The 24,352-nt window shown below is 31.9% G+C and carries 27 protein-coding genes and 2 tRNA genes; 10 read left to right on the forward strand and 19 right to left on the reverse strand.

Features of this window, described 5'->3' with window-relative positions; all coding sequences use genetic code 11:
* The first annotated feature begins 8 nt into the window (after positions 1 to 8).
* Positions 9 to 998 (forward strand): peptidase associated/transthyretin-like domain-containing protein, encoded by a 990-nt coding sequence (locus DU428_RS09505; RefSeq protein WP_072351263.1) that lies wholly within the window; start codon positions 9 to 11, stop codon positions 996 to 998.
* Positions 999 to 1,009: 11 nt separating this feature from the next.
* Here DU428_RS09505 and DU428_RS09510 read toward each other — a convergent pair whose 3' ends face one another.
* On the reverse strand, positions 1,010 to 1,675 hold the full coding sequence (locus tag DU428_RS09510; protein WP_072351264.1) for a M15 family metallopeptidase: 666 nt from the start codon (positions 1,673 to 1,675) through the stop codon (positions 1,010 to 1,012).
* 45 nt (positions 1,676 to 1,720) lie between these two features.
* On the opposite strand from DU428_RS09510, the gene DU428_RS09515 reads away from it, so the two are divergent.
* The 4 genes from DU428_RS09515 to DU428_RS09530 all read left to right on the forward strand — a co-directional run bounded on the left by DU428_RS09515 (position 1,721) and on the right by DU428_RS09530 (position 5,662).
* Positions 1,721 to 2,080: a DoxX family protein gene (locus tag DU428_RS09515; protein ID WP_072351265.1), complete on the forward strand. Its 360-nt coding sequence runs from the start codon at positions 1,721 to 1,723 to the stop codon at positions 2,078 to 2,080.
* A 388-nt stretch (positions 2,081 to 2,468) separates the two neighbouring features.
* Entirely contained in the window at positions 2,469 to 3,392 is a 924-nt protein-coding gene (locus DU428_RS09520) for an alpha/beta hydrolase (RefSeq protein ID WP_083585086.1), read from the forward strand.
* Positions 3,393 to 3,584: 192 nt separating this feature from the next.
* Positions 3,585 to 4,895 (forward strand): DUF819 family protein, encoded by a 1,311-nt coding sequence (locus DU428_RS09525; RefSeq protein WP_113966439.1) that lies wholly within the window; start codon positions 3,585 to 3,587, stop codon positions 4,893 to 4,895.
* A gap of 77 nt (positions 4,896 to 4,972) precedes the next feature.
* On the forward strand, positions 4,973 to 5,662 hold the full coding sequence (locus DU428_RS09530) for a DUF4369 domain-containing protein (protein ID WP_072351267.1): 690 nt from the start codon (positions 4,973 to 4,975) through the stop codon (positions 5,660 to 5,662).
* 154 nt (positions 5,663 to 5,816) lie between these two features.
* On the opposite strand, the gene DU428_RS09535 is transcribed toward DU428_RS09530, so the two are convergent.
* The 12 genes from DU428_RS09535 to DU428_RS09590 all read right to left on the reverse strand — a co-directional run bounded on the left by DU428_RS09535 (position 5,817) and on the right by DU428_RS09590 (position 13,883).
* Positions 5,817 to 5,890, reverse strand: a tRNA-Thr gene (locus DU428_RS09535).
* A gap of 58 nt (positions 5,891 to 5,948) precedes the next feature.
* A complete protein-coding gene (locus DU428_RS09540; RefSeq protein ID WP_113966440.1) occupies positions 5,949 to 6,218 on the reverse strand; it encodes a hypothetical protein in 270 nt (89 codons plus the stop codon).
* Between the two features lie 27 nt (positions 6,219 to 6,245).
* Positions 6,246 to 7,211, reverse strand: a complete 966-nt coding sequence (locus DU428_RS09545; RefSeq protein ID WP_165839157.1) for a type I phosphomannose isomerase catalytic subunit — start codon at positions 7,209 to 7,211, stop codon at positions 6,246 to 6,248.
* Positions 7,212 to 7,220: 9 nt separating this feature from the next.
* Entirely contained in the window at positions 7,221 to 7,631 is a 411-nt protein-coding gene (locus DU428_RS09550; protein ID WP_072351269.1) for a 6-pyruvoyl trahydropterin synthase family protein, read from the reverse strand.
* Entirely contained in the window at positions 7,615 to 8,154 is a 540-nt protein-coding gene (gene idi / locus DU428_RS09555; protein ID WP_072351270.1) for an isopentenyl-diphosphate Delta-isomerase, read from the reverse strand. Before idi ends, DU428_RS09550 begins: the two co-directional genes overlap by 17 nt.
* A 55-nt stretch (positions 8,155 to 8,209) precedes the next feature.
* On the reverse strand, positions 8,210 to 8,485 hold the full coding sequence (locus DU428_RS09560; RefSeq protein WP_113966442.1) for an ATP-dependent Clp protease adaptor ClpS: 276 nt from the start codon (positions 8,483 to 8,485) through the stop codon (positions 8,210 to 8,212).
* A 36-nt stretch (positions 8,486 to 8,521) separates the two neighbouring features.
* Complete coding sequence (prmA, locus tag DU428_RS09565; protein WP_113966444.1) at positions 8,522 to 9,367, reverse strand: 50S ribosomal protein L11 methyltransferase; 846 nt, start codon at positions 9,365 to 9,367, stop codon at positions 8,522 to 8,524.
* A gap of 41 nt (positions 9,368 to 9,408) precedes the next feature.
* The gene (gene tpiA / locus DU428_RS09570) at positions 9,409 to 10,158 is read right to left on the reverse strand and encodes a triose-phosphate isomerase (RefSeq protein ID WP_113966497.1); all 750 of its coding nucleotides are present in this window, start codon (positions 10,156 to 10,158) and stop codon (positions 9,409 to 9,411) included.
* A 131-nt stretch (positions 10,159 to 10,289) separates the two neighbouring features.
* Positions 10,290 to 10,778 carry a TlpA family protein disulfide reductase gene (locus DU428_RS09575; RefSeq protein WP_072351273.1) on the reverse strand — a complete coding sequence of 163 codons (489 nt, stop codon included), beginning with the start codon at positions 10,776 to 10,778 and terminating at the stop codon, positions 10,290 to 10,292.
* Positions 10,779 to 10,821: 43 nt separating this feature from the next.
* The gene (locus DU428_RS09580) at positions 10,822 to 11,898 is read right to left on the reverse strand and encodes an ABC transporter permease (RefSeq protein ID WP_113966445.1); all 1,077 of its coding nucleotides are present in this window, start codon (positions 11,896 to 11,898) and stop codon (positions 10,822 to 10,824) included.
* 31 nt (positions 11,899 to 11,929) lie between these two features.
* Positions 11,930 to 13,255, reverse strand: a complete 1,326-nt coding sequence (locus DU428_RS09585) for a BT_3928 family protein (RefSeq protein WP_113966447.1) — start codon at positions 13,253 to 13,255, stop codon at positions 11,930 to 11,932.
* An 88-nt stretch (positions 13,256 to 13,343) separates the two neighbouring features.
* Positions 13,344 to 13,883 carry a DUF1599 domain-containing protein gene (locus DU428_RS09590; RefSeq protein WP_072351276.1) on the reverse strand — a complete coding sequence of 180 codons (540 nt, stop codon included), beginning with the start codon at positions 13,881 to 13,883 and terminating at the stop codon, positions 13,344 to 13,346.
* 230 nt (positions 13,884 to 14,113) lie between these two features.
* Between DU428_RS09590 and folP the strand changes: the two genes are divergently transcribed.
* Genes folP through DU428_RS09605 form a run of 3 tightly spaced genes read left to right on the forward strand, consistent with a single transcriptional unit; the run spans position 14,114 to position 16,441 of the window.
* Positions 14,114 to 14,935: a dihydropteroate synthase gene (folP, locus tag DU428_RS09595; RefSeq protein WP_072351277.1), complete on the forward strand. Its 822-nt coding sequence runs from the start codon at positions 14,114 to 14,116 to the stop codon at positions 14,933 to 14,935.
* A 1-nt stretch (position 14,936) separates the two neighbouring features.
* Positions 14,937 to 15,620, forward strand: a complete 684-nt coding sequence (locus DU428_RS09600) for a hypothetical protein (RefSeq protein WP_072351278.1) — start codon at positions 14,937 to 14,939, stop codon at positions 15,618 to 15,620.
* Between the two features lie 35 nt (positions 15,621 to 15,655).
* Positions 15,656 to 16,441: a diadenylate cyclase gene (locus tag DU428_RS09605; RefSeq protein ID WP_072351279.1), complete on the forward strand. Its 786-nt coding sequence runs from the start codon at positions 15,656 to 15,658 to the stop codon at positions 16,439 to 16,441.
* Here the strand turns inward: DU428_RS09605 and DU428_RS09610 are convergent.
* Both DU428_RS09610 and truA read right to left on the reverse strand, forming a co-directional pair.
* The gene (locus DU428_RS09610) at positions 16,438 to 18,207 is read right to left on the reverse strand and encodes an ABC transporter ATP-binding protein (RefSeq protein WP_072351280.1); all 1,770 of its coding nucleotides are present in this window, start codon (positions 18,205 to 18,207) and stop codon (positions 16,438 to 16,440) included. The two genes, DU428_RS09605 and DU428_RS09610, sit on opposite strands and share 4 nt — an antisense overlap.
* Positions 18,197 to 18,946 (reverse strand): tRNA pseudouridine(38-40) synthase TruA, encoded by a 750-nt coding sequence (gene truA / locus DU428_RS09615; protein ID WP_072351281.1) that lies wholly within the window; start codon positions 18,944 to 18,946, stop codon positions 18,197 to 18,199. The genes DU428_RS09610 and truA overlap by 11 nt, the downstream gene beginning before the upstream one ends.
* Positions 18,947 to 19,081: 135 nt before the next feature.
* On the opposite strand from truA, the gene DU428_RS09620 reads away from it, so the two are divergent.
* The gene (locus tag DU428_RS09620) at positions 19,082 to 19,573 is read left to right on the forward strand and encodes a metallophosphoesterase family protein (protein ID WP_072351282.1); all 492 of its coding nucleotides are present in this window, start codon (positions 19,082 to 19,084) and stop codon (positions 19,571 to 19,573) included.
* A 66-nt stretch (positions 19,574 to 19,639) separates the two neighbouring features.
* On the opposite strand, the gene DU428_RS09625 is transcribed toward DU428_RS09620, so the two are convergent.
* Complete coding sequence (locus DU428_RS09625) at positions 19,640 to 20,050, reverse strand: DUF4293 domain-containing protein (RefSeq protein WP_072351283.1); 411 nt, start codon at positions 20,048 to 20,050, stop codon at positions 19,640 to 19,642.
* A 199-nt stretch (positions 20,051 to 20,249) separates the two neighbouring features.
* Between DU428_RS09625 and rho the strand changes: the two genes are divergently transcribed.
* Positions 20,250 to 21,917: a transcription termination factor Rho gene (rho, locus tag DU428_RS09630; RefSeq protein WP_072351284.1), complete on the forward strand. Its 1,668-nt coding sequence runs from the start codon at positions 20,250 to 20,252 to the stop codon at positions 21,915 to 21,917.
* A 358-nt stretch (positions 21,918 to 22,275) separates the two neighbouring features.
* Here the strand turns inward: rho and rpsT are convergent, their stop codons facing one another.
* From rpsT to proS, 3 genes are all read right to left on the reverse strand, one after another.
* Positions 22,276 to 22,527, reverse strand: a complete 252-nt coding sequence (gene rpsT, locus DU428_RS09635; protein ID WP_113966448.1) for a 30S ribosomal protein S20 — start codon at positions 22,525 to 22,527, stop codon at positions 22,276 to 22,278.
* A 29-nt stretch (positions 22,528 to 22,556) separates the two neighbouring features.
* Positions 22,557 to 22,628: transfer RNA gene (locus DU428_RS09640), tRNA-Glu, on the reverse strand.
* Positions 22,629 to 22,807: 179 nt separating this feature from the next.
* The gene (proS, locus tag DU428_RS09645; RefSeq protein WP_072351286.1) at positions 22,808 to 24,286 is read right to left on the reverse strand and encodes a proline--tRNA ligase; all 1,479 of its coding nucleotides are present in this window, start codon (positions 24,284 to 24,286) and stop codon (positions 22,808 to 22,810) included.
* Positions 24,287 to 24,352: the final 66 nt, after the last annotated feature.

Consider the following 24,352-nt stretch of genomic DNA (forward strand, 5'->3'; position numbering starts at 1 on the left):
AAAGTAAAATGAAATCCATCTCTGTATTTTTTATCACATTTTTAATCTATAGTCTCTCCTTTGGTCAGACTACAATTATAGATAAAGAAAACAGAAACCCTATCTCCTACGCTACTGTTTCCTTTGGAAACGGAAACGGAATCTTTGCAGATGACGAAGGAAAATTCATTTTTACTAAAAAACTATATGCTGATATTGATACGCTTTTTATTTCTGCCTTAGGTTACAAAGATTTTAAAATAGCAACTAACAACCTCAGCGATACTGTAGAGTTAATTCCCTTTGAAGATGCTTTAGACGAAGTACTTATACGTTATAGACCAAAAGGAAAGTCGAAAAAAGAAATTCTAAAACCTACTGTTCATGACGATTACTTTAAATGTTGGCTACCTACTATTGAAAGTGAAATAGCTGTTTATTTTGAAAACGAAAACCCTTCAAAAGCAAAAAAAGTAAACACGCTATTGTTACCAATTAAAGTAGAAGCAAAAGATTGGAGCAAACGAAAAAGCAAAACTTCCAATAAAATTTCGTTTTCAACATTGTTTAGAGTACAGTTTTATGAAAACAACAACGGACTTCCAGGAGAAGTATTAACCTACGATAAAATTGTTTTTAGAGTTACAGAAGCAAGTGAAAGCATTTATGAACTTGATGTTTCAAACAGTGATATTTTTATTCCAGAAAACGGCATGTTTATTTCCCTACAAGTTTTAGGCTATACCGATAAAACAGGAAAACTATTGCCAAACAAGAAATACAAAGAAGTAAAAACTAGAAAAGGAATTGTAAAAATCTCCACTACATTTAGACCGCTACTTCCTTTTACCGACGAAATAAAAACACCTAGAACCTACGTTAAACGAGTGTTTCTAAATAATAATAAATGGGTGTTATTCGACAAAAAAAACATTCAGGATTCTAACCTTCTAAAAGCTGGGCTAAATAATTATGCTATGGGTTTAGGCCTAGAAGTATATAAAGAAGAAAAAGAATAACTCGCAAAAAGCTATTCTACAGGAAAATCAAAATATTGATTCCTAAAAGGTTCTCCTCTTAAGGTAAAATGCCACCACTCTTTAGGGTAATGTCTAAAACCATGCTTTATCATAACATCATGAAGTAACGTTCTATTAGATTTTTGTAGTTCCGTTAGATCTTCATGAAGATACCAAGAAGATCTCCCAAAGAAATCAAATGGGGTTCCCATGTCTAGTTCTTCTCCAGATTTTAAATCTACAATCGTTAAATCAATGGTACTTCCGCTACTATGTCTTGATTTGGATGCAATATATCCTTCTTTAAATAAATTACGTTTATCCACATTCGGGTAGAATGCCTGTTTCATTAAAGTGTCATCGACATTTTTAGCCCATTCAGAAAAATTATTTACCGCTTGTTGTGGTCTATAAGCATCAAAAACTTTTAAACCTAAGCCTTTTTTTCTAAGCTCATCTTGTACATTTTTTAAAGCCTTAGTTGCTGCCTCACTAAAAACAAGTACATCCCCATTATATCCTTCCACAGGTTTACCTACAAAATTATTATAGGAACAATAACGAAGTTCTAGGTGTATATCTGGTATTATATCCTGTACATACACAAAACCTTTAGGAAGTTGCGCAAAAACAGACAGATGAATTAGAACTAATAAAAATGCAAACTTTATCTTCATTTTAAAATCTTTAAATGCTAATTTAGACAAAAATTGAATTATTTTATGAACTATCCATGGCATTTATACCTAATGGCGGCAATTTATATACTTGCTGGAACAATGCATTTTATAAAACCTAAAATGTATTTACGAATCATGCCTAGGTATTTACCTAATCATAAATTACTGGTTTATTTAAGTGGCATTTTTGAAATTCTTCTTGGTATAACTTTATGCATTCCAAGTGTAAAAAATATTGCTATTTACGGAGTTATCGCAATGCTTATGGCTTTTCTATTTGTACACTTCTATATGTTATCTAGCAAAAAAGCATCTGCAGGTATACCTAAAAGTATTTTATTACTTCGTATACCTTTACAGTTTCTTCTAATGTATTGGGCTTATTATTATTTAAGCTTCTAATTTTTAAAAAATCAGACAAAAAAAACAGAGGTCCCTCAACCTCTGTTCCTTGATATTTGCAGACTTAACTATAAATACCTTACGATTTTATAGTAACCATAACATAATGCAAATATTAATTAATCCTAAACACTAAAAACCTGTTTTAGTGCTTATTAAAAATAAAATAAATTCTTACAATCAAGGACAAATAACTTGGTAATTCGACAAAACACACTTTTTTTTAACATTTAGCAACGGTATAACTTTAAAAATCATCAAATTGTATCTCTTTTAATTTAAAATTATATGACTATAATGTTAAGTATCCATTAATTTCATATAAATTTACAAGACAAATAAAAAGAAGAAATATTTTAAAAAAATATAATTAATAACCTTTTGTCTTATGAAATTGAAAATTTTAATTATTGTTTTATTAATAAGCATGCAATCTTTTTCTCAAGAAAAAACCTTCAGTTCTGAAGAAGTTGCAATCAATGAACTAATTGACGGGACCTTATTAAATCCAAATGACAATAGCAAGTCTGCTTTAGCAATAATCATTGCAGGATCTGGACCAACAAACAGGGATGGAAATCAGAATTTCTTACAAAACAACTCCCTAAAAAAACTTGCCGAAGGATTAACAAACCAAGGAATAGCTACTTTTAGGTATGACAAAAGAATTGTAAAACAAATAAGAAAAGGCAAAGTGGATGAAAACATTATGTTTGATGACTTTGTAACAGACGCAAAATCTGTCCTTGACTATTTTAAAGAGAAAGACAACTTTTCAAAAATATATATCATTGGGCATAGTCAAGGGAGTTTGGTTGGAATGATTGCCGCTAAAGATAATGCAGACGGGTTTATTTCTCTAGCTGGAGCAGGACAATCTATAGATGGGGTTATTGTAGAGCAAGTCACCAAAGCTGCTCCTATGTTTACAGAAGATTGCGAAAGAATCTTTGAGATATTAAAACAAAATAAAACTACAACAGACTACCCTCCTGCATTAGCTTCTATTTTCGATATTAGCTTACAGCCTTTTATGAGTAATTGGATGCAATATAACCCTGTTGAAATACTTAAAGAATTAGATATGCCAATTCTTATTGTAAATGGCACAAAAGATTTACAAGTTTCTGTAGATGAAGCCAAATCCTTAAAAGAAGCTTCAGAAAGTGCAGAAATTAAAATCATAGAGAATATGAATCATATTCTATTCACTATTGAAGGAGATAATTTAGAAAACTCCAAATCCTATAATGAGTCTTTTAGAAAGATAAACCCAGAAGTGATTGAAACTATAGTTTCATTTATCCACTAATAAAAAAAGAAAAGCATCCACAAAGGGATGCTTTTCTTAACTAACCAACCAAAAATTAGCTACTACACTTTTTTAAAAGTAACCACACTCTAAAAAGCTTATCGTAGTAACCGAAATCTTTATTTCAAATCTCATGCCAAACTTTCAATTTTTATAAATATTTTGGTATTTTGCGTGATAAAACTAATTTACATGGATAACTCCCCTCTATTTACCAACGATGCAATTGTATTTGGACTATTAATGCTAGCTCTTGGCTTTGTCTTTTATACCGAAAATATTAAATCAGGTTTTTGGCCTAAATTCTACAAAATAGTTCCAGGACTTTTTATGGCATATATGGTTCCAGCTATTTTAAATTCTATTGGTTTAATTTCACCAGAGTGGCAAACAACCAGTGAAGCTGGCGAAATTGTAAAGCACAAAACAAGTATTTATTACGTTGCAAGTCGCTTTTTACTACCCGCTGCCCTAGTGCTAATGACCTTAAGCATAGACTTAAAAGCTGTTTTTAACTTAGGTTGGAAGGCGCTTATAATGTTCTTTACAGGAACAATCGGAATTGTTATTGGTGGACCAATTGCTATACTTTTAATTTCTGCAGTCTCACCTGAAACAGTTGGAGGTGTTGGACCTGATGCTGTTTGGAGAGGACTTTCAACACTTGCTGGAAGTTGGATTGGTGGTGGCGCAAATCAAACTGCTATGTTAGAGATTTATGGTTATAACCAAAAATTATATGGCGGAATGGTGTTTGTGGATATTGTAGTTGCAAATGTATGGATGGCAGTTTTATTAATTGGAATCGGAAAACGTGACAGAATAAACAAATGGTTAAAAGCTGACACTTCGTCTATAGAAGCTTTAAAAGAAAAGGTTTCTACTTTTTCTGAAAGTGTAAAAAGAAACCCAACACTAACAGATTATATGCTAATTCTTGCTATTGCATTTGGTGCAGTAAGTATCGCGCATTTATGCTCTGGCTATTTAGCTCCTTTCTTTAATGAAGCTGTAGCAGGAATAGCAAATCCTACTACCCGAAATATGTTTACTTTCTTAGGATCTTCCTTCTTTTGGATGATTAGTATTGCAACTATTATAGCAATCTTACTTTCTTATACAAAAGCCAAAAATTATGAAGGAGCTGGTGCAAGTAAAATTGGAAGTATTTTCATTTATATACTAGTAGCTTCTATTGGTATGAAAATGGACTTAACAATGATTTTTGACAACCTTGGTTTAATCGCCATTGGTTTTGTTTGGATGACCATTCACGCTGTTTTATTAATATTAGTAGCTAAGTTAATTAGAGCTCCTTATTTCTTTTTAGCGGTAGGAAGTCAAGCAAATGTAGGAGGTGCAGCATCTGCTCCTATTGTAGCATCTGCTTTTCACCCATCCTTAGCAACAGTAGGTGTTCTACTAGCTGTATTTGGTTATGCCTTAGGAACTATAGCTGCAATTGGTTGTACTATTTTAATGCAATTAGCAGCCGCTAGTTAGTATTTATAATATTTTTATAGCATATTTGCGAGCATTAAAACTAACATTTAAAACTTTCTGTTGAACAGAAAACAACTATGAAAAACACAGTATTTGTATTATTACTAGCGATTCTATTTTCTTGTGGAAAAAACAAAGATCTTACCGTTAAAGTAGATGTAAAAGGTTTAAAAAAAGGAACAATTTATCTTAAAAAAGCGCAAGACACCACAATTCTAACCGTAGACTCTTTAATTGTACATGGTGAAGAACCTATAGAATTATATAGTGAGTTAGATAGTCCTGAAGTATTCTTTTTACAATTAGATAAAAATAGCAAGGAAGATGAAGTAATTACATTTTTTGCAGAAAAAGGAATTACAGAAGTAAGTACAAATGTGAAAAACTTTGGATTAGACGCTAAAATTAAAGGATCTAAACAACAAGTAGCTTTAGAAGAATACATGGAAGTTATGTCTCGTTTTAATGACAGAAACCTAAATCTTATCAAAGAAAGATTTGATGCTTTAAAAACAAATGATTCTGCTTTAATCAGATCTAACGAAAAAGCGAAAAACGCCTTACTAAAGAACAAATACTTATATACGGTTAATTTTGCAATGAAAAACAACGACAATGAAGTTGCTCCTTATATAGTGCTTACAGAAATTGCCGATGCACAAATAAAATGGTTAGATACTGTAAACAATGCCCTAACTCCAAAAGTTAAAGAATCTAAATACGGTAAGAAACTAGAAGACTTTATTGCTGAAAGAAAAAAGAGCTAATAAGGAATTTTACATAAAAACTAAAAAACACCATCCAGCTTACTGAATGGTGTTTTTTTGTGCCTTATAACTAGTATAAACTTATTTAATAGATAAGTTTTAAATCTAACTATTATGCATAAAAAAAACCTCTCTAAAAAGAGAGGTTTTTAAGAGCCGATGGAGGGACTCGAACCCACGACCTGCTGATTACAAATCAGCTGCTCTAGCCAGCTGAGCTACATCGGCGAAAACGTTTGCAAATATAAACTAGATAAATATATTTGCAAACATTTTTTCAATTATTTTATCCTAGATTATTAATTTTTTCAATTAGCTCTAGTCCTTTAACTTCAAGATCTTTGTTAATTGCTTTAAAATGAGCTTTTTTGTCATCTACATTTTTATCATTAACTCTAGCTATTAATTCGTCAAAAACTTCAATAGCTTCGTCAATAACCTTTTCACTTCCTTCTGTATTCTTTCCTGGGTTTGAGTACTCCCAAACGTACACTGCTTCAATAATATCTCCTAACACATAATTGATGTCTTTTTTTAGGATTCTTTTATTTGCCATAATATTTTAATTTAATTTCCTGCAAAATTACACATAAACTTCCAATACTCTAGCATTTTTAGAAGTAATTTGATAGGTTTTAATTCCTGCCGGTAATAAAACGGTTTCTCCTTTTTTAATTACTTCAGAAAACTGCTCTGATTCTATTATTGCTTCACCTGAAACACACATATAAATAATGAATGAATCTACAGTGTTTTCTTTTTTAACTGTATCTGTTATTTCTAAATAGTTACTTATAAAATAAGGGCATTGAAGCATCTTATTTGTTTGGTTCTCTTTTTTAGGATAAGAAACCCTAAAGTCATCTTTCATATTAAAATCTAGAGCTTCTAAAGCTAAATCAATATGTAAATCTCTTTGGTTTCCTTGAGCATCTACTCTATCCCAATCATAAACTCTATAAGTAATATCGCTTGTTTGTTGTATTTCGGCAAGCATCACTCCTGCTCCTATAGCATGAATTCTCCCTCCATCTATAAAAAACACATCTCCTTCTTCTACATCTTCATAGTTTAAAATTTCTGTAAGTTTTTTTGCTTCTAGATGGCTTTTGTATTTATCCAGAGTCATTTCTTGATTAAAACCAACGATAAGGTTGGCTTTCTCATCTGCCTGCATAACATACCACATTTCGGTTTTACCGAAGGAATCGTGACGTTTAGCCGCTAAAGCATCGTTAGGATGTAATTGTATAGAAAGATCTTCTTTTGCGTCTATAAACTTTATTAGTAGCGGAAATTTATTTCCGAAGATTTTATAATTTTTTTCGCCTAATAACTCAGCTTTATAACTCTCTAATAGCTCTTTTAAGGTTTTTCCTTTTAAAGCTCCATTACTAACAATAGAGATATCGCCATCAACATCACTTATCTCCCAACTTTCTCCAATATTTGGTAAGTTGCTGTCTTTATTTAAAAGCGCATTAAGTTTTTGTCCTCCCCATATTTTTTCTTTTAAAATAGGTTCGAACTTTAGAGGGTATTTTAGCATATTTGGCATTTATATTCCCGAGTAACTTACAAAATTCCGAGGTGTCTCATAAAGGGTTACCTCTAATTCTAAATGGGAAGCTAATTGTTTTTTTATTTTATTATAGATAACAACTACGATATTTTCGGCAGTAGGATTTAGATCTTTAAATTCTGGTACTTCTACGTTTAAATTTTTGTGATCAAAGGCGTCTTCTACTTCGGTTTTAATAATATCTTTTAAATCTTTAATATCTATTACATAACCTGTTTCCGGGTTAATTTCTCCAGTTACACTTGCTATTAGTTCATAATTATGACCGTGAAAGTTAGGGTTACTACATTTACCAAAGACTTCTGTGTTTTTTTCATCACTCCAGTCTTTTCTGTATAACCTATGAGCTGCATTAAAATGTGCTCTTCTACTAACCGTTACTTTCATAGTCTGTAATATTTATATGTTGATAGAATTTATCAAATATAATTTTAAACCAAGCTGTATAATGTTCTGGTTGCATTTCCATGTCTTTTTTCACCTCTTCTAGAGGCATCCATTTCCATGCAGCAACTTCATCTGGATTGATTTTTGGCTCTTGATTGTATTTACCCAGAAGTACATGATCGTATTCATGTTCTGTTAAACCATTATCAAAAGGAGCTTTATAGATGAAAGAAATAGAATCTTCTAGCTCTGTAACAAAGCCCATTTCTTCCTGTAATCTTCTTTTTCCTGCTTGTATATTAGTTTCTCCTTCTCTTTGATGACTACAACATGTGTTTGTCCAAAGTCCTGGGGAATGATATTTTCCTAAAGCACGTTGTTGCAGCATTAGTTCGTTTTTATCATTAAACACAAATACAGAGAAAGCACGATGCAATAATGCTTTTTCATGTGCTTCTAATTTAGGCATTAAACCTATTTGCTCATTCCTTTCGTTTACAAGTATTACTTGTTCTTCCATAATCCTTTTAAGTTAACACCAGTGTTAATTCGGGTATTTGTTACTAAAACTAAAGTCCTTATATAATTTCTGCACTTAGTCCTGCATCTAACAACATTGTGCAGCGAGGCTCTAAATCTTTATACTCTCCAGTTTTCACTGTACATTGTCCTTTATAGTGAACTAAGATAGAACACTGTTCTGCCTGTTCTGGAGTGTGATCACATGCATAAATTAGCGTGTTTATAACATGATCAAACGTATTTACATCATCATTATATAACACTATTTCATTTAGATGCTTTTCTAGAGTATCTACCTGAAGTACTTCTTGAATTTTTTCTTTAGTGCTCATAAGTCTAAGTGATTTATCAGAAATATTGACTTTTTACTAATTTAAAAATTTTAATGCAACCCAATTGTTTTTTTCAAGCTTTTCGGTTAATTTTAACATATTCTTATTGCATTCTTCTTCGATTGCAGGAATGTCGTTATTATAGAATCCGCTTAAAAAAAGCATCCCGTTTTCGTTCAGAGATTTTGCATAGGTTTCCATATCATTTAACAGAATATTTCTGTTGATATTTGCAATAATTATATCGTATTTTTTTCCTTCTAATAAACTTGCGTCTCCTTCATAAACGGAAATATTATTACAATTATTTCGCTCTACATTTTCTAAACTATTTAGGTAGCACCAATTATCAATATCAATTGCGTCTAGTTTTGTAGCTCCTTTCATTTCTGCTAGAATAGCTAAGACTCCAGTACCACAGCCCATATCTAAAACGGTTTTGTTAGTAAAATCATTTTGAAGGATATGCTGCAACATCATGTGGGTAGTTTCATGATGCCCTGTACCAAAACTCATTTTTGGTTCAATTACAATATCGAATTTGGTGTTTGGTTTTTCATGAAATGGTGCACGAACAGAGCACAAATCATCTACTACAATAGGATTAAAGTTTTTTTCCCATTCTTCGTTCCAATTGGTTTGTTCGATTTCATCAAAAGTATAGGAAATATCAAATTCTTCTGATTCTAATATTTGAATATCATTAAGAATTTCTTCTTTCCATTCTTCTTTTTGAATATAGGCAGTTACTCCTTCTTCTGTTTCTACGAAACTTTCGAATCCTGCATAACCTAATTCTGCAATTAGAATTTCTGTTCCTATATTTCTTGTTTCTGCAGGCCCTACCTTAAAGTAGTAACCTAAGTATATGGTATTGGACATTTTTTATTTGAGATATAAACTATTTGTATTTTTATGGTGGATTAAATCGCATTAACAATTGCGTAAAAATCTTCTGCTTTAAGTGCTGCTCCACCAATTAATCCGCCATCAACATCTGGCTTTGAAAAAATTTCTTTGGCGTTTGCAGGTTTTACACTTCCACCATATAAGATTGAAACACTATTTGCTACATCGCTTCCGTATTTTTCATTTAAAGTCTTTCTAATAAAAGCATGCATATCTTGCGCTTGCTCTGGACTAGCTGTTTCGCCTGTACCTATTGCCCAAACTGGCTCATAAGCTAAAACGATGTTTTTAAAAGCTGAAGCTTCTAAATGAAATAGTGCGTTTTTTATTTGAGAAGCTACGATATTCTCATGGTTATTGGCTTTTCTGTCTGCTAATTCTTCTCCGAAACAAAAGATAACTCGCATATCTTTGGCTAATGCTGCATCTACTTTTTTAGCTAATAAGTCATCTGTTTCATTAAAATATGCTCTTCTTTCTGAATGCCCTAGAATAACTGTTTGGACTCCGATACTTTTAAGCATTTCAGCACTTACTTCTCCTGTATATGCTCCAGATTCTGCATAATGCATATTTTGCGCAACAACCTCAATATCACTTTCTCTTAATGCTTGAAAAGCAGAAAAAAGATTTGTAAATGTAGGTGCCACCATTACTTCTGCATTAGAAGTTTGCTTTTGGTTTTTTAAATCGGTGATTAAAGCTTCTGTTTCTGGAAGATTATTATTCATCTTCCAATTTCCTGCCACGATATTTTTTCTCATAGTCATATATCATTATTCCCATTTCTATCTAATAATACTTGAAACGGGAGATTCTTATTTAATTTAAAATTCTACTATTTTAATCACTTACTTATATGCAGCAACTAAAATTTTAGAGAATGCAAAAGTAATTAATTTAATGCATCTAATAACTTACTATCATCTGCCTTTATGGCTTTGAATAGTTTTATATTTCCTTGCGGATCTACAATTAGGTAACGAGGAATCCAATCTACATTGATAGAATTACTAAAAACACTTTTCATTCCGTCTGGCATAAAATAGTGTTCTCCTTTTACTTTGTATTTTTCGATACCTTCTTTCCAACTTTCTAAAGTTTTATCGGCAGATAAGAACAAAAATACCACTTCTTTATTTTCTTCTTGTAATGCTTTAACTTTTGGCATTCCTTTTATACAATCACCACACCAAGATGCCCAAACATCTATTAATATTTTTTTTCCTTCATATTTTTTCAAGATGTTTTCAAAGGAAATTTCATCCCCTTTTAAAGTGATTAAAACGTCTTGCAATGCTTCGTCTGTGAATTGTGTAGGTGTTTGTTCTTTACAGCCTAAAAATAAGGCGCTTACTAGTAATACGATTAGATATTTTTTCATGTTTCTTTTAAATTTAATATTGAATCCCAATAATTTGGGTGAATTATTTAAGGGTTACTTTAGGATCTAACCAAGTGTAGATTATGTCGACAAATATATTTATCATTACAAACAAAATTGCTATAATTAAAACAGCTCCCATAATTACCGGCAGATCAAGTGTATTTAATGCATTTACTATTTCTTTACCTAAGCCATTCCATCCAAAAATATACTCTACAAAAACCGCACCAGCTAGCATAGATGCAAACCATCCTGAAATTGCGGTAACCACAGGATTTAATGCGTTTTTAATTGCATGTTTTTTTATAATCTGAAATTCTCTAAGTCCCTTAGCTCTTGCAGTACGAATATAATCCTGATTAAAAACTTCTAATAAAGAATTTCGCATTAGTTGAATTATAACTGCTAACGGACGAATACCTAAAACAATTGCTGGAAGGATTAAATTCTTCCATTTAATATGCATGTTTTCTCCATAGTCATCTAGTTCATATAAGCTGCCTGTCATTTCTAAATTGGTGTATTTATGCAATACATAACCAAAAAACCAAGCAAATAAAATAGCTGAGAAAAAAGAAGGAACCGACATACCAACGGTACTAAAAATCTGAATTGCCTTATCTAAAAAAGTATCTTTTTTTAATGCGGAAACAATTCCTAGCACAACACCTAAAAACATAGCTATAGTAATTGCCGATATAGCAAGAACAAAAGTATTTGGCAGGGTTTCTGCAAGCACCTGACTCACTTTTTTTCCTTGCTTGGTGAAGGATTCTCTTAAGTAAGGGAACTTTAAAACAACTGTTGTATTTTCCGTAGAAAACAAATTGGTAGCTGCATATTTATTCTTTCTTAAAAAAGTATAGTCTTGTTCATTTTTAGAATGAAAAGATATTGGAGATAAGTCGTTTATATAATATAAATACTGTGTACTAAGCGGCTTATCAAATCCGTATTTCTGTTTCACCAAAGCTAACTGATCACTATCCTCATTTTGCCCAAGCATCATCTGCGCTGGGTCTCCTGGCAGTACATTAAATAAAAAGAATATAACAGTTACTACTCCAAATAAAGTGAGTAATGCATAAAAGGCTTTATTAAGTAAGTAGCTTATCAGTTTTCTATTGTTTTATATAATTGAATAGGTCCTATTCTTCTTTTTTAAGGGTAATTTTAATCAAAGAAGTATAAGAAGAGTTATTTACTTTGTTGATAGAATCTAAAGAACTTCCTTCTGTGTTTTCTTTTATCACATCAATCGATTCAATAGCTTCAGCATCTAATGCATCGGCTTGTTCTTTTGTTGTAATTTCATTATCAATTAGAAACAAAGGAGTTTCTTCTACTTCTTTTTCAACTTCTTTTTCTCTTTCTACTTCTGGTAATTCTAAGTCATCAATATCATTCCAATGAACTTTTTGAATTACAGTTCCTTTCTTCAGTTTTACAACTCCAGGATTTGCACGAACAACTGTTTTTAATGCTTTTTCATCACATAGGTACCAGTTGAAGTTTAAGTTATACGCTTCATTGGTTTTTATTTTCTCACTAGTTCCAGAAGCTGATAAACCTATTACCGTGTATCCGTTTTTGATTGCTTTATCTGTAGCTGCTTTTATTGCATGCATTCCTGAAGATTCTGCTGTAGCTAAATTATAAGATATAACCATTATAAGGTTTTCTTTCTCTAAATAGTATTCTGTTAAATCTTCGTCATCACTTTCAATAGAAAAATCTTTAATTGGTGGGTCGTAACCTTCATCAATTACTTTTGTTTCTACACCAATATATTCTCCATCTACAGAAGGGAAACTTCCGTTGGTAACAAATTCTTGTTCTTCACCATTAACATTAAACGTCCATGTATATTCTTGAATTGGCTTCGCTGCATCTTCTGGAGTACTCATTCCTTCTTGAATATTTGCTCCTACTTTATAGGCTCTAAAATCCCATGTTGGTAAATGCATTAACACGTGGTAACCAAACAATAAACTTCCTAAAAATCCAAAAAGCGCTATAAGTGTTGTTGGGAATTTTCCAAAAATTGGCATTATATATCTCAATCCTATTAATAGTATGACTATTAAAAATAGTAGGATTAAATCTTTTATAAAACTCTCTATTGGTTTCATTGGCATGAAATCACCAAAACAGCCACAATCTTTCACCTTATCAAAATACCAAGCATAGAAAGTTAAGAAGGTAAAGAATACAATCATTGCAAACAGGCTCCAAACCGTGAATTTTGGTTTATAACCAATTAGTAAAAACACTCCTAAAACCACTTCTAGTATTACTACAAATACGGAAATAGCTAAAGCATAAGGCTCTAAAAATGGAAGGTTTAAAACATCTGCGCCAAAATATTCTTGTAATTTATAAGAAAACCCTAATGGGTCATTCAGTTTTATTAATCCTGAAAAAATAAATAATCCTCCAACAAGGATTCTAAATAAATGTATAATGTATTTCATAGTACTTTGATGCTACTGCACAGGCAGAAACTTAATTAATTGAAACTAATTTATTATTATAATGACTCCCTAAAAATCGGGGAGAATTTTATTCTTCGTTTAAGTGAATTAAAGCAAAAACAGCATAATTAATCATATCTTGGTAATTAGCATCAATACCTTCACTAACTAGTGTTTTACCGGCATTGTCTTCAATTTGCTTTACTCGTAATAATTTTTGTAAGATTAAATCTGTAAGGCTACTTACTCGCATATCTCTCCATGCTTCACCATAATCATGATTTTTATTTTGCATCAACTCCTTTGTTAATGCTACTTTTTCATCATACAGCTTGATTGCTTCTTCAGTAGATAAATCTGGTTGTTCTACCACTCCTTTTTCTATCTGAATTAAAGCCATCACACAATAATTGATGATGCCAATAAACTCAATTACCTCACCTTCATCTACTTTTCTAACATCATTTTGCTGTAGACTTCTAATGCGTTGTGCTTTTATAAAAATTTGATCTGTAAGAGAAGGTAAACGCAATATTCTCCAAGCGCTTCCGTAATCAGACATTTTATTGACAAATAAGCTTCTGCATGTGTTTATAACAGCATCATATTGTTTTGAAGTATCTTTCATATATGAAAATGAATTTTGCGTAAATTTCGCATAAATAGTTCAGAGTTCAAAGTTTAGCCTTTAAAGTTTTTTCTTTCCCATGAATACACGAATACTTTAAGATTTCAATAGAATATTTTTAATGAAAATTTACTAGCAATATTTCCTTTTTTTGCTAGTTGAATGTTTAATTTTACAATCCATAACTTTAGCTTAAAAAAACATAAAGTTTATATTTTACAACTTCTATTATGACTATTAACTGCAAAGGCAAACTCATAGATTTATCCACTCCGAAAGTCATGGGGATTTTAAATCTTACTCCTGATTCTTTCTATGATGGTGGAAAATACAAAAACGAAAGCGAAATTCTTTCTCAAGTTTATATTATGCTTAAAAACGGAGCGACTTTTATAGACATAGGCGCTTATAGTTCTAGGCCGAATGCAGTTCATATTAGCGAAGAAGAAGAATTGAATCGATTGCTTCCAATTATTGCTTTAATTCTAAAAGAATTTCCTGAAATTATTATTTCTATAGATACTTTTAGAAGTGAAGTTGCAAAACAAACCATCGAAACCGGTGCAGCAATGATCAACGATATTTCTGCCGGAGTATTAGATAAGAAAATGCTTCAGACTGTTGCAAATCTTCAGGTTCCGTATATCTTAATGCATATGAAAGGTACTCCTCAAACCATGCAGCAACAAACAGATTATAAAAATATGATGAAAGAAATTATTTTTTATTTTTCTGAAAGAGTTTCCGAAGCTAAAAAACTAGGTATAAAAGATATTATTATAGATCCCGGTTTTGGTTTTGCAAAAACTACAGCGCAAAATTTCGATTTATTAAAGCAACTAGAGCTTTTTAAAATTCTAGAATTACCATTGCTTGCGGGAATTTCAAGAAAATCAATGATTTACAAAACCCTTAATACCACACCGCAAGAAGCCCTTAACGGAACAACCGTATTAAACACCATAGCACTACAAAAAGGAGCGAGTATTTTACGTGTTCACGATGTAAAAGAAGCTACCGAAGCCATTAAACTAATCGAACAACTTAATTAATATGAAATATTTATTCTACATCTTCTTATTTATTTTTATCACATCTTGTGGTGGAGACAAAGTAATTCTGTTACCCGAAGTGAACCACTCTGAAGTTACGGAAGTCTTAGATATTTCTCCTGCCTATATATTTTACGACGAAACAAAACCAGATAGTTTAGAGCTAAACAGAAAAAACTTAATTAGCACAACCAATTGGCTCGTGAATGTTGATAAAAGATTAACACTGGAACAGGTGATTCCGCAAATAACTTATTTACAGAATAAGAAGAAAGATTCTAATCATAAAAAAGAAGGTGTTAAAAACTATTATACCTGCAGTGACACAAGCATAAAAAACTTAGGATTTTTAGAGTTCACGGATGTAAATTATATAACCGACGTGGATGCTTATGAAAATAATTCACCCCTTGAAAAAGATATGAAACATATTACCATCAGCTTTTTTGACGAACAAATAAGTATTCAAGAGTTATTGAATGCAAAAGAAATACGAAACACTACTCTTAAAAATTCTTTTTTAGAAGAGGAATTAAATAAAATACAGCAAGACAATGCTAAAACCAAAATAGATTTGATGTTCCATTCTGAATTAACGTTTCAAGACTATATAAGCGCTAAGTCTAAAGTTTCAAGAATAAAATCTGAAGCCATTGCTATAAACAATGATGAATTCATATTTTAACTATTAATTATTACATTTACAAAAACGCCCAACCTTTGGAAATATTTGACGACCTTTTAAAATTCACAGTAATAGATATTATAGACGTTATTCTTGTAGCGCTTCTACTCTACTACGTGTACAAACTTGTAAAAGGTACTGTTGCTATTAATATTTTTATAGGAATTGTAATTATTTATATCATCTGGAAAATTACACAAGCGCTTCAAATGCAACTGTTAAGTAATATTCTTGGAGGTTTTATTAGCGTTGGAATGTTTGCACTTATTGTGGTTTTTCAACAGGAAATTAGAAAATTCCTACTCATGATTGGTTCTACAAATTTTGGAAGCCGAAAGAAATTCTTCAAACAACTGAAATTTTTACAAACAGAAACAAGCGACGGAACAGATATAGAATCCATCATTGCTGCCTGCACCAAAATGGGAGCTAGTAAAACCGGAGCCTTAATTGTTTTAGAACATAACAACAGTTTGGATTTTTTGAAAGCTACTGGTGATGTTATGAATATTGAAGTTACCCAACCAATTATAGAAAGTATCTTTTTTAAGAATAGTCCGTTGCACGACGGAGCAATCATCATAGAAAACAATATCGTTAAAGCAACACGTGTTATTCTACCAGTAAATAACGAAAAAACTTTACCACAACGTTTTGGTTTACGACATAGAGCGGCTGTTGGAATTACAGAAAAAACAGATGCTTTAGCCTTGGCTGTAAGTGAAGAAACCGGACAAATCTCCTATTTTAAAGGTGGGGAATTTGTGATTTTTAAAGACACTGAAGAACTAGCAGAAATAATTAAAAAAGATTTAGCTTAAACCTCCTCTGCTTGTAAAAACTGTACTTCGTATAAGTTTTTATAGTAGCCATCTTGTTTTTCTAGCAACTCATCATGTGTTCCCTCTTCTACTATTCGCCCGGCATCCATTACAATAATTTTATCTGCTTTCTTAATAGTAGCTAGTCTATGCGCAATAACTATAGAAGTTCTATTTCTTGTAATCTTATCGGTAGCATTTTGAATTAATTGCTCCGAATACGAGTCTACGGAAGCAGTTGCTTCATCTAAAACCAAAATACTAGGATTGGTTACATAGGCTCTTAAAAAAGAAATCAATTGTCGCTGACCAGAAGAAAGCATCGCTCCTCTTTCCTTTACATTATAATGATAGCCATTAGGTAGGGTCATTATAAATTCGTGAATACCTATTTCCTTTGCAGCATTATGCACTTGCTCTTCGGTAATTTCAGGGTGATTAAGTGTAATATTGTTAATAATGGTATCTGCAAACAAAAACACATCCTGTAAAACAACCGCAATTTGTGAGCGTAAGGATGCTAAAGTAAGATCCTTTATATCATGATCATCAATAGAAATAGTTCCGCTATCAATTTCGTAAAAACGATTCAATAAATTAATAATTGTCGATTTTCCTGCTCCTGTAGCTCCAACAATAGCAACAGTTTCTCCTTCATTTACATTAAAAGAAATTCCTTTAAGCACTTCTTCATCTGCTACATAACTAAAGTGTACATCTTTAAACGCTATGTTTCCATTAAAATGAGAAACCTCTTTAGTTCCTGTATCATCAATATGCGAAGTAGTATCTAGAACTTTAAACACTCTGTTTGCTGCAACCATTCCCATTTGCAAAGTATTAAACTTATCTGCTATTTGACGCAAAGGTCTAAACAACATAGGAATAAACATGATAAAAGCAATCAAATCCCCTAAAGAAACGGTATTGTCTTGCACGGCATTTAATCCACCATACCAAACAATAAGTCCGATTGTTATTGAAGAAGAAAGTTCTGCTATTGGGAAAAATATAGAGTTATACCAAACGGTTTTTAGCCATCCTTTTTTATGTCTTTCATTAATTTTCTGAAAGTTTTTATACTCGGTTTCTTCTCTAGTAAATAATTGAAGAATTTTCATTCCGGTAACACGCTCCTGAACAAAAGAGTTTAAGTTCGAAACTTCGGTTCTTACATCTTCGAAAGCACGTTTCATATACTTCTGAAAAATTCTAGTTGCATATAAAACCAACGGAAGCATTGCAAAAACAATAAGGCTTAATTTCCAATTCATATAAATCATCACCCCCGAAACCACAACCATGGTAAGAACATCTCTAAATATCATGAACAAACCTTGTCCGAAGATATCAGCAATACGCTCCATATCGGTTACTGCTCGAGTAATTAAAACCCCTACAGAGGAACTATCGTAATACTTCATTTTAAACTGAAGCAAATGATTGAATAATTTTACACGTATATCCTTAACCACATTCTGCCCTAACCAACCTGCATAATAGATAAATAGCAACTGAAAAACTGTTTGTGCTAATAGCAAGCCAAACATAATAACTATAAAAAAAAGGAAACTTTTAGAATCTTGTTGTGCAATATTATTATCTATAACATATTGCGTGATATAGGGAATGGTTGTTGTAAATGCAGCCAATAAAATAACCGTTGCAAACACACCAATAAAAACCAATCTATATGGTTTTATATAATGCGAAAGTCGTTTTAAAAGACTTACATCTAATATTTTATCTTGCTTTTTATTTGTCATATTTTATAGACTCTGGGTAGACTACTTTTGTTAAATATAATGCATGGCCAGGAACCGAATATCCTGCTTCACCTCTATCTTTAGATTTAATAATTGTGTGCATATCTTCCACTTCCAATTTACCTAAACCTATATTTACTAAGGTGCCAACAATTGCTCTTACCATATTTCGTAAAAACCTATTTGCAGAAATAGTAAATTGTAATTCCTCGTTTTGCAAATTCCATGCGGCATGCTGTATAGTACAATTATACGTTTTTACATCTGTTTTACTTTTAGAAAAGCATTGAAAATCTTTATACTGCAATAAAATTTGCGCAGCTTTATTCATTTTCTCAACATCTAATGTAGGTTTAACATAATAAGATTTATCATAATTAAAAACATCTTTTCTAACAGAAATTCTGTACAAATACTCTCTGCTTTGTGCATCAAACCTAGCATGAGCATCTTCTTTTACCCTAAAAATATCATGAACGGCAATATCTTTAGGCAAAAAAGTATTCAGCTTATATTTTAGAGCTTCCGCTTCAAACGAAGCATCTGAGTCAAAATGCGCAAACATTTGTGATGCATGTACTCCCGCATCTGTTCTACCTGCTCCAACAATAGCTGTTTTTTCTTTAAATAAAACAGATAAAGATTTTTCTAAAACTTCTTGTACAGAAATAGCATTTGGTTGATTTTGCCATCCGTGATAAGCGGTTCCATTGTATGAAAGTTCTATGAAATATCTCAAGCTAAAATAGTATTTTTGTAAAAGACAAAGATAGAGTTTTAATCTTTCTTTAAAATTCAAAATAAAGTTAATTAATAAAGATGTTTAGACAGAAAACATCTCCTAAAATCATTTCCGTTGTCACGGAAAGTATACATGAAAAAAATCTTACTCCTTTCTGATACGCATAGTTATATAGATGATGCTATTTTAAAACATGTAAAAAAAGCCGATGAAGTTTGGCATGCCGGAGATATTGGAGACTTAAAAGTCACAGATGCTATTAAAGCATTAAAACCACTTCGTGCTGTTTACGGAAATATTGACGATGATAAAGCTAGAATAGAGTTTCCAGAAAACAATCGTTTTATGTGTGAAGGAATTGATGTATGGATTACTCATATTGGTGGCTACCCTAATAAGTACAATATACGAGTACGAGAAGAAATTTATAAAAACCCTCCAAAGCTTTTTATTTGTGGACATTCACATATTTTAAAGGTGATGCCAGATAAAAAAATAAATCTTTTACATATGAATCCAGGTGCTGTTGGTAAACACGGTTTTCATAATGTAAGGACCATGCTTCGATTTATTATTGACGGAGATAAAATAAAAGAACTCGAAGTTATTGAGTTTAAGAAATAAGAAAGCATAAAAAAGCCCAAGATCTTCACCTTGGGCTCACGCACTAATACTACTAAGATGATAGGTTTATCGTAATCTATCAACAGATTTTACAAGATCTTCATCCTTTTTGATGGCCTTATTAGCTAACACTAATAATACGATAGAAATAATAGGTAGAAAAATCCCAATACCTTTCTCAGAAACATTTGTTTCTCCAGATAAATTTAGTGATTGATACACAAATAATCCTAGTAAAATAAAGTTTAATATGATGTTAAGTCGTCCCAATACAAATTGCGACTTCCTATTTTTGAACATAAATATAGACACCAAAGATAATAATGCTGATCCTAAAAACAAGCCAAAATATAACATATTATCTATTGCAAACACTAAGGTATCATTTTCTGTTGTCCATAAATTAAAGACAAAAGTTAACCCTGCAGAAACCCCTGCAGCCAATAAAAGATATAAACTTTGAATACGTTGAATCATAACATTCTTTAAATATCGTGGACAAAAATAAGAGTTTCTTTTTAAAATTTAGTGCAAAAAAATAAAATAAAGTTGTAATATTGCATTATCATCACATAACAAGCACAGTTATACCTTGTTAATGTAATTCTTCAGAATAAAATCTATTTCTTCGGAATAATTCAAATTCTATATTTAAACAAATATACCCTTCAACCGAATGTTTGAAATCACACAATTAAAAGAAATGAAGCTTCCTGAGTTACAGGAATTAGCTAAAACATTGAATGTACCAAAATATCGTACACTTAAAAAATTAGATTTAGTATACCAAATACTAGATTACCAAGCTGCAAACCCAAAGGCAGTAAAAGCTGTTGCTGAAACAGTAGAAAAACCTACAGAAAAAGCTCCTCCAAAAGAAAAGGCAGCTCAAAAAAAACCAAGGCAAAGAGTACAAAAGCCAGTAGCAGCTAAAACTGCTCCGCAAGCAACTCAACAAAAGGAAGAAACGGTTACTACAGAAAAAAATGTAGAAAGTAAGCCGAAACAGCACCCAAAGCCTCAAGCTAAAAAAGAACCTGTACAAAAGAAACAAGCAGAAAAACCTGTTTCTAAAGATAAAACCGACAATTCTAAGGATAAAGACGGTAATCAAAATAAAAAACCACAGCACAAAAATCAGAATCAGAATAAAAAAACCGGGAATAACGGAAACAAAGACAACGGTAACAAGGATAACAGAAACCGTTACAGAGAACCTGATTTTGAATTTGATGCCATTATAGAAAGCGAAGGGGTTCTAGACATCATGCAAGATGGATACGGATTCTTACGCTCCTCAGACTATAACTACTTATCTTCTCCAGACGACATTTATGTATCACAATCACAAATCCGTTTGTTTGGTTTAAAAACAGGAGATACTGTTTTAGGACATATTAGACCTCCAAAAGAAGGAGAAAAATATTTCCCTTTAATTAAAGTAAATAAAATAAATGGTCAAGATCCAAATGTAGTAAGAGACAGAGTTTCTTTTGAACATTTAACACCTTTATTCCCTCAAGAAAAATTCAATCTTGCTGGTAGACAAAGTACTATTTCAACTCGTATCATGGACTTGTTTGCTCCTATAGGAAAAGGACAACGTGGTATGATTGTTTCGCAACCAAAAACGGGTAAAACCATGTTGCTTAAGGATGTTGCCAATGCCATTGCAGCAAACCATCCAGAAGTATATCAAATGATTTTACTTATTGATGAAAGACCAGAGGAAGTAACAGATATGCAACGTAATGTTCGCGGTGAAGTTGTTGCCTCTACTTTTGATAAAGAAGCACACGAGCACGTAAAGATTGCTAATATTGTTTTAGAAAAAGCAAAACGATTAGTAGAATGCGGACACGATGTAGTAATTCTTTTAGATTCTATTACTCGTTTAGCAAGAGCTTATAACACAGTACAACCTGCTTCAGGAAAAATACTTTCTGGAGGTGTAGATGCAAATGCTTTACATAAACCAAAACGTTTCTTTGGTGCTGCACGTAATATTGAAAATGGTGGATCCTTAACTATTATTGCAACTGCATTAACAGAAACTGGATCTAAAATGGACGAAGTTATTTTTGAAGAATTTAAAGGAACAGGTAATATGGAATTACAGTTAGATAGAAAAATATCTAATAGAAGAATATTCCCTGCTATTGATCTTACTTCTTCTAGTACACGTCGTGATGATATTCTATTAGATGATAACACTATTCAAAGAATGTGGGTTATGCGTAAATACCTTGCCGATATGAATCCAGTAGAAGCTATGGAATTTATCAACGAAAGGTTTAAGCAAACTAGAAATAACGAAGAGTTTTTAATTTCTATGAATGGTTAACACCATTTATTTATTAAAAAAAACAAAAAAGCCTTGAGAAATCAAGGCTTTTTTGTTTTTATAATTTATGTAAAGCACTGACTCTTTTATACATTTTACACGAATCTATATAAAGATCCAGAACAAGGCTAACGAAACCTATAGTAGATTATTTACCTTCTAAAGATACTTTATAGTCCTCACCATCCCTACGTTGCATATTATTGCACTCTACCGTTGCTATAACCACAGCTTCTTAAAAGCTTCTAAGTTTTATAGAATACAGAAAGATGTCATTTTCTTAAACAAAGTAGGAAAAGTATAAAACAAAAAAAAGCTTCTCTACCGAGAAGCTTTTGTAATTTTTATGTTATGCTTATTAAAGAGCAGCTACATGCTTAGCTAAACCAGATTTAAGGTTTGCAGCTTTGTTTGCATGAATAACGTTTTTTTTAGCTAATTTATCTAACATAGATACAACTGAAGGAAATAAAACTTCCGCTTCATTCTTATCAGTTAACTCACGTAATTTTTTAATAGCATTACGAGTAGTTCTGTGCTGATATCTATTTCTTAAACGCTTAGTTTCGTTACTTCTAATTCTCTTTAACGCTGACTTATGATTTGCCATTAGTTCCTTTTCTTATTATTAAAAATATGTAGCCCGTAGGGGAATCGAACCCCTCTTACCAGGATGAAAACCTGGCGTCCTAGCCGATAGACGAACGGGCCATTTTGTTTTTGAGATTGCAAATATAAAACTTGTTTTATAACCTTGCAAACATTTTTTAAATATTTTTCAATATTTTTTTATTTCAAAATAACTCTCAATGTTTCCATTGCGGTTGCAAATATACAACTGTTTTTTAATGTTGCAATACTAAAACAAAATATTTTTAAAAAAATTTTAATTAATACGCCTTCGCGAACAATACTCTACGATTAGAAGGCTTACCTGTGTAAACACAAACCCCATTTTCTTCTTTAGAATCCTCTGGAATACAACGAATTGTAGCCTTAGTTAATTCTTTGATCTTTTCTTCTGTTTCAGCAGTTCCATCCCAGTGAGCGGAAACAAAACCTCCTTTATTTTCTATTGTACTTTTAAAATCTTCAAAATTATCCACTTCTGTGATATGAGAATCTCTAAAATCTAGCGCTTTTTTGTATAAATTATTCTGTATTTCCTCTAAAAGATTCTCTACCGTACTTGTTAAAATATCTAAAGCAACAGTTTGTTTTGTTTTTAAATCTCTTCTAGCAATCTCTACGGTTCCGTTTTCCAGATCTTTTGGTCCAATTGCTATACGAAGTGGAACACCTTGTAACTCGTGTTGTGCAAACTTAGCTCCTGGTCTGTGCGTATCTCTATTATCGTACTTCACAGAAACACCCTTTACATTTAAATCCTTTTTAATAAGGTTGGCAATCTTACTTATTTCTTCAAATTGCTCTTCTGTTTTATATATAGGTACAATTACTACTTGGTTTGGTGCTAAGCTTGGAGGTAAAACTAAACCTTCATCATCACTATGTGTCATGATCAGTGCTCCCATTAAACGAGTAGATACTCCCCATGAAGTTGCCCAAACATAATCTTGCTTACCTTCTTTAGATGTAAACTTCACATCAAAAGCTTTAGCAAAGTTCTGACCTAAAAAGTGAGAAGTTCCTGCTTGTAATGCTTTTCCGTCTTGCATTAATGCTTCAATACAATAGGTTTCATCTGCACCTGCAAAACGCTCGCTTTCTGTTTTAACTCCTTTTACCACTGGAATTGCCATAAAGTTTTCTGCAAAAGTTGCATAAACATTATTCATTAACTGCGCTTCTTTTAATGCTTCCTCCTTAGTAGCATGAGCTGTATGCCCTTCTTGCCATAAAAATTCTGCCGTACGTAAAAATAAACGGGTACGCATTTCCCAACGAACAACATTCGCCCATTGGTTAATTAATAGTGGTAAATCTCTATAAGATTGAATCCATCCTTTATAGGTATTCCAAATAATAGCTTCACTAGTTGGTCTTACTATTAATTCTTCTTCTAGTTTTGCTTCAGGATCTACACGAAGTTTTCCAGGCTTATCAGGATCATTTTGTAGTCTATAATGTGTAACAATAGCACATTCTTTAGCAAATCCTTCGGCATTTTTCTCTTCTGCTTCAAATAAACTTTTGGGTACAAATAGCGGGAAATAAGCATTTTGATGACCGGTTTCCTTAAACATCTTATCTAGTTCTGCTTGCATTTTTTCCCATATCGCATAACCATAAGGTTTAATAACCATACAACCACGAACTGCAGAATTTTCTGCTAAATCAGCCTTAACAACCAATTCGTTATACCATTTCGAATAATCATCGGCTCTACTTGTTAGTTTTTTACTCATATACAGGGTTTTGGCACAAATATTGTGACTATGTTAAATAATAGAATAGTTCAGCAAAACTAACTA

It is taken from the genome of Oceanihabitans sediminis, assembly GCF_003337215.1.
Classification (GTDB): Bacteria; Bacteroidota; Bacteroidia; order Flavobacteriales; family Flavobacteriaceae; genus Oceanihabitans; species Oceanihabitans sediminis.

What these genes read in the sequence shown, in the direction of transcription:
- DU428_RS09505 (WP_072351263.1), top strand. Translation starts at nt 9, where the DNA reads ATGAAATCCATCTCTGTATTTTTTATCACATTTTTAATCTATAGTCTC.
- DU428_RS09510 (WP_072351264.1), bottom strand. Translation starts at nt 1,675, where the DNA reads ATGAAGATAAAGTTTGCATTTTTATTAGTTCTAATTCATCTGTCTGTT.
- DU428_RS09515 (WP_072351265.1), top strand. Translation starts at nt 1,721, where the DNA reads ATGAACTATCCATGGCATTTATACCTAATGGCGGCAATTTATATACTT.
- DU428_RS09520 (WP_083585086.1), top strand. Translation starts at nt 2,469, where the DNA reads ATGAAATTGAAAATTTTAATTATTGTTTTATTAATAAGCATGCAATCT.
- DU428_RS09525 (WP_113966439.1), top strand. Translation starts at nt 3,585, where the DNA reads ATGGATAACTCCCCTCTATTTACCAACGATGCAATTGTATTTGGACTA.
- DU428_RS09530 (WP_072351267.1), top strand. Translation starts at nt 4,973, where the DNA reads ATGAAAAACACAGTATTTGTATTATTACTAGCGATTCTATTTTCTTGT.
- DU428_RS09540 (WP_113966440.1), bottom strand. Translation starts at nt 6,218, where the DNA reads ATGGCAAATAAAAGAATCCTAAAAAAAGACATCAATTATGTGTTAGGA.
- DU428_RS09545 (WP_165839157.1), bottom strand. Translation starts at nt 7,211, where the DNA reads ATGCTAAAATACCCTCTAAAGTTCGAACCTATTTTAAAAGAAAAAATA.
- DU428_RS09550 (WP_072351269.1), bottom strand. Translation starts at nt 7,631, where the DNA reads ATGAAAGTAACGGTTAGTAGAAGAGCACATTTTAATGCAGCTCATAGG.
- DU428_RS09560 (WP_113966442.1), bottom strand. Translation starts at nt 8,485, where the DNA reads ATGAGCACTAAAGAAAAAATTCAAGAAGTACTTCAGGTAGATACTCTA.
- prmA (WP_113966444.1), bottom strand. Translation starts at nt 9,367, where the DNA reads ATGTCCAATACCATATACTTAGGTTACTACTTTAAGGTAGGGCCTGCA.
- tpiA (WP_113966497.1), bottom strand. Translation starts at nt 10,158, where the DNA reads ATGAGAAAAAATATCGTGGCAGGAAATTGGAAGATGAATAATAATCTT.
- DU428_RS09575 (WP_072351273.1), bottom strand. Translation starts at nt 10,778, where the DNA reads ATGAAAAAATATCTAATCGTATTACTAGTAAGCGCCTTATTTTTAGGC.
- DU428_RS09585 (WP_113966447.1), bottom strand. Translation starts at nt 13,255, where the DNA reads ATGAAATACATTATACATTTATTTAGAATCCTTGTTGGAGGATTATTT.
- DU428_RS09590 (WP_072351276.1), bottom strand. Translation starts at nt 13,883, where the DNA reads ATGAAAGATACTTCAAAACAATATGATGCTGTTATAAACACATGCAGA.
- folP (WP_072351277.1), top strand. Translation starts at nt 14,114, where the DNA reads ATGACTATTAACTGCAAAGGCAAACTCATAGATTTATCCACTCCGAAA.
- DU428_RS09600 (WP_072351278.1), top strand. Translation starts at nt 14,937, where the DNA reads ATGAAATATTTATTCTACATCTTCTTATTTATTTTTATCACATCTTGT.
- DU428_RS09610 (WP_072351280.1), bottom strand. Translation starts at nt 18,207, where the DNA reads ATGACAAATAAAAAGCAAGATAAAATATTAGATGTAAGTCTTTTAAAA.
- DU428_RS09620 (WP_072351282.1), top strand. Translation starts at nt 19,082, where the DNA reads ATGAAAAAAATCTTACTCCTTTCTGATACGCATAGTTATATAGATGAT.
- DU428_RS09625 (WP_072351283.1), bottom strand. Translation starts at nt 20,050, where the DNA reads ATGATTCAACGTATTCAAAGTTTATATCTTTTATTGGCTGCAGGGGTT.
- rho (WP_072351284.1), top strand. Translation starts at nt 20,250, where the DNA reads ATGTTTGAAATCACACAATTAAAAGAAATGAAGCTTCCTGAGTTACAG.
- rpsT (WP_113966448.1), bottom strand. Translation starts at nt 22,527, where the DNA reads ATGGCAAATCATAAGTCAGCGTTAAAGAGAATTAGAAGTAACGAAACT.
- proS (WP_072351286.1), bottom strand. Translation starts at nt 24,286, where the DNA reads ATGAGTAAAAAACTAACAAGTAGAGCCGATGATTATTCGAAATGGTAT.